Here is a 3,339-nt window from a genome sequence, read left to right as displayed (position 1 = left end):
GGCCATGGTGGCCTGAACTCTACTTTTGACACCCTCTTAAAATGGGGGGATTACCACGCCACAACGCTATGCCGATGCATTTCGGGTGATGGGAAAGGATGGCACGCTCTATGGCGAACGAATACTTCTGCACGATCACGCCGCCGAGCAGCCCTTCACCAGAAGTCTCCATGCGGTCAAAGTTCCAAAGCCCGTTGTCATTCAAGGTCGTGATCAACGCTTCGGCTACGGAGGCAAGACCGTTGAGGTAGCTCTGCCTAGGAGATAAAACTGTGTGCTTGCGAATATTGGGAATTGCTCGGCGCCCTAAGGGCTATTCGTCGTTCACCATTGGGAAGTCCCTGATGAAGGCACGGCTCCTATCGTGGGCACTTTGTATGTTCAGAAGTGGTTCGCGGGTAACAGCAAATCGATTGAGATAACGATCGACAAAAAAGACTAGCTCGGCAAGGATTCGGGGTAACCCCTTGGACTGTTCAGCTTTAACAAGGTTCATAGATCTATCCATCCGGGAGAAGCCCGTGAAAGAGACCGGTAAAATCAACTATGTGGAAATGCCTTCACGAGACCTTGAAGCAACAAAGAAGTTCTTTGGTGATGCATTTGGGTGGTCGTTTATCGACTATGGCCCTGAGTACGTAGCAATTCAGAACGCTGGTCTGGATGGCGGGTTCTTCAAGTCAGACCATGTGGCTACGACCAGCAGCGGAAGTGTGTTGGTTGTGCTCTATAGTGCCGATTTGAAAGCCACTCTCGATAAAGTGAAGCTGTCTGGCGGGACAATCGTTCAGGATATTTTCACTTTTCCTGGTGGTCGTCGTTTTCATTTCAACGACTCGAATGGCAATGAATAAGTGACATCATGTTGACCCGTTACGCCTGTTATCTAATTGCCCAGAATGGCGACTCGAGAAAGCAGGAAATCGCCTTCGCCCTGATCCGCAGATCTCGCAAGAGCACGCTATCAACAATGAGGTTGAGCGCCGCCTGACATCGGCCGAAAAGAAGGCTATTGAAAATCCCGATGGGCTGGAGGAGCAATGAACCGAATTTTTTTGGTGTCAGGTGTAGGTCACTAAGTTGTCATGAAATGCTTGACCACTTCATTTGTTTGAACGTTAGGTTATTGTGTGGCTCTGGTTTCCCAAGGAGATAAAATTGTGCGCTTACGAATACTGTCCGATTTACACGTAGAGTGTTTTCGGGAAGGTCGCGAATTGCCCGATGTGGCCGCCGATGTGGTTATCCTCGCCGGGGATATTCATCGTACAACGGAAGGCCTGGCCTGGGCGGCGGAACGGTTTGCCGGGCAGGGGATTATCTACGTTCCGGGCAATCATGAGTTCTATGGAACAAGCATGCCCGACACGCGCAAAGCCTTGCGTGCCGAAGCTGAGCGCCTGGGAATCCACCTGCTTGATAACGATACGGTGACCATTGGCGGCGTGCGCTTTCATGGCACTACATTATGGACAGATTTTGGCCTGTATACCGACCAGCCCGACTATGATCCTTTACAGACGGAAAAGCGTGCGCTGGCGTTTATGCCGGATTTCCGCATTATTGAGCAGCCAACGGGCGAGGTGTTCTCTATTGAAGAAAGCCAGAGGTTGCATGCCGAAGCCATGGCCTGGCTTGAAGCAGAGATAAGCGAGCCCTGCTCTGGACCAAGGGTGGTGATTAGCCATCATGCCCCGTTACCAGAGTGTATTCCACCAAAGTATCAGGGGGACTCGCTATCACCGGCTTTCGCTTCGGAATTGCGGGCACTGATGGGGAAGATGAACCTGTGGGTTCACGGCCACGTTCACGAACCCGTTGATCTGCAGGTTGAAGGCACTCGCGTATTCGCTAACCCAGGCGCCTACCCGAACGAATATGAGCCGCCACTGTTTGCTGCAGATAGGGTTATTGAGGTGTAAGCGCATACCCTGCGCCGTTAATAAAGGCTCAATTCAAGCAGATAGACTGTGGTGGCTGTTGCCTGATTTGACGTAAAGATAATGAGCCGGCGAATATCGGTCATGTCCATCAGGCGTGTTGCGGGGGCTTGCTGAACATCGGCCAAACTCACAGTAAAGCGATTCACTCCCGGGTCGATGACAAGTCGGGTGTTGAAACGGTCTTCATGCGCATTGCCACCCCGCTCGTGGGAGCGGTCGTTGATGCGTAAGACCACGCTTAGTGGTGTTTGCTCGGGATTAAACAATGTTAGCACCAAGTTCTGGTAGATACTCCAGTCGCTCGCTAAATTGTTCAGCGATGCCCCTGAGTACTTTTTGGTTGCGAGGTTCACTTGCAGGCTGAACTGATTGCCGACCGAATCGGCAAAGCGTGTGGAGCGCTGTACGTTACCATTCCAAAATAACTGAGCATTGGTAGCCGCGAAATTATAGAGTTGCGGCATCTGTCGGGTTATCTGCCCCTGTTGGTGACCGATGGCGACCACGAACCAAAGCTCCCATAGCAACAATGTGACCACACCAATACGGGTCAGCCACACGGCGGGTGATTTTTTTTGTGGCCATGAGAGACACGTTAGTGCCAGCCACGCACCTACTAAATTGCGCAGCATATCGTGCCAATCAATCTGGCGGCCTATCTCACTCTGTACCAGTTCAATCAGCCCGCCCGAAACAAGTACCACTACAGTGGTGACAGTGGCTAATCGCCAGCCACCAAGTTTGCGTTGCGGCTGAAGTAACAGTGTTATCAGAAAGAAGAACAGGATATGCCCCAGGTTCCACACGGCTTCATAAAACAGGCCGTTAGCCCAATCCGGGCCCCCGATGAAAAATAAAGGGAACAACGCCAAAGTCAGGCCCGCCAAGGTGATTCTGGAGCCCCAGTGCGTGGAGTCGTTTTTATAACCCAATATCAGCTCCTGTAAGGCTGGGTGATAGGCAGGCACAGCCTTTGGTAAGGCTACAATACGAGCTCTCAAAATCAGATCAATAAGGGATAATTCGATTTTCTAAGTTCTATTAAAAAAGGAAAGTGCAAGAAATACAAAACTAATACACCCGGACGCCAAAAGGCACCGCTGGTGCTTGGCGGCAGCCGCTACAGCAGGCAATATGAAGGCAGTTAAACAACTCTGAGGCTTGCTGTGACACGTTCTTATACTGATGATTTTATTGAAGTGACCACCCCTGAAGCGGCGGTTGATTGCCTTGCTGCCTTGTATGAGCAAGCAACCAGCGCACTGCGCGCGGCTTTGAAGCAGTATATTAAGGATCGCCAGCTGCCGCAGGATGCCCAAAGTGCCTTCCGTTACCCAGAGCTGCGCCTGACCTATCAATCCCAGGGCGAGGTGCCCAGCAGCATACGTGCCTACGC

The 3,339-nt window shown here is 51.5% G+C and carries 4 protein-coding genes and 1 pseudogene; 3 read left to right on the top strand and 2 right to left on the bottom strand.

The annotated features are described in order from the left end of the window. Window positions 1–313 precede the first annotated feature (313 nt). Window positions 314–496, bottom strand: coding sequence for a hypothetical protein (locus tag ACTH3S_RS18200; RefSeq protein WP_441810421.1), 183 nt, complete (start codon window positions 494–496; stop codon window positions 314–316). A 25-nt stretch (window positions 497–521) separates the two neighbouring features. Between ACTH3S_RS18200 and ACTH3S_RS18195 the strand changes: the two genes are divergently transcribed. Continuing rightward, on the top strand, window positions 522–854 hold the full coding sequence (locus tag ACTH3S_RS18195) for a VOC family protein (RefSeq protein ID WP_441810420.1): 333 nt from the start codon (window positions 522–524) through the stop codon (window positions 852–854). Window positions 855–1,160: 306 nt separating this feature from the next. After that, window positions 1,161–1,922 (top strand): metallophosphoesterase family protein, encoded by a 762-nt coding sequence (locus ACTH3S_RS18190; protein WP_441810419.1) that lies wholly within the window; start codon window positions 1,161–1,163, stop codon window positions 1,920–1,922. Window positions 1,923–1,939: 17 nt separating this feature from the next. On the opposite strand, the gene ACTH3S_RS18185 is transcribed toward ACTH3S_RS18190, so the two are convergent. Next, entirely contained in the window at window positions 1,940–2,875 is a 936-nt protein-coding gene (locus ACTH3S_RS18185) for a succinyl-CoA synthetase subunit beta (protein WP_441810418.1), read from the bottom strand. A gap of 234 nt (window positions 2,876–3,109) precedes the next feature. Between ACTH3S_RS18185 and ACTH3S_RS18180 the strand changes: the two are divergent. Next, window positions 3,110–3,339 (top strand): annotated as a pseudogene (locus ACTH3S_RS18180) (AMP nucleosidase); the annotation flags it as partial.

This window comes from Marinobacter sp. (assembly GCF_052094685.1).
Taxonomy (GTDB): Bacteria; Pseudomonadota; Gammaproteobacteria; order Pseudomonadales; family Oleiphilaceae; genus Marinobacter.
The sequence above is the reverse complement of the archived record's forward strand: the minus strand, read 5'-3'. Positions and strand labels throughout refer to the sequence as shown.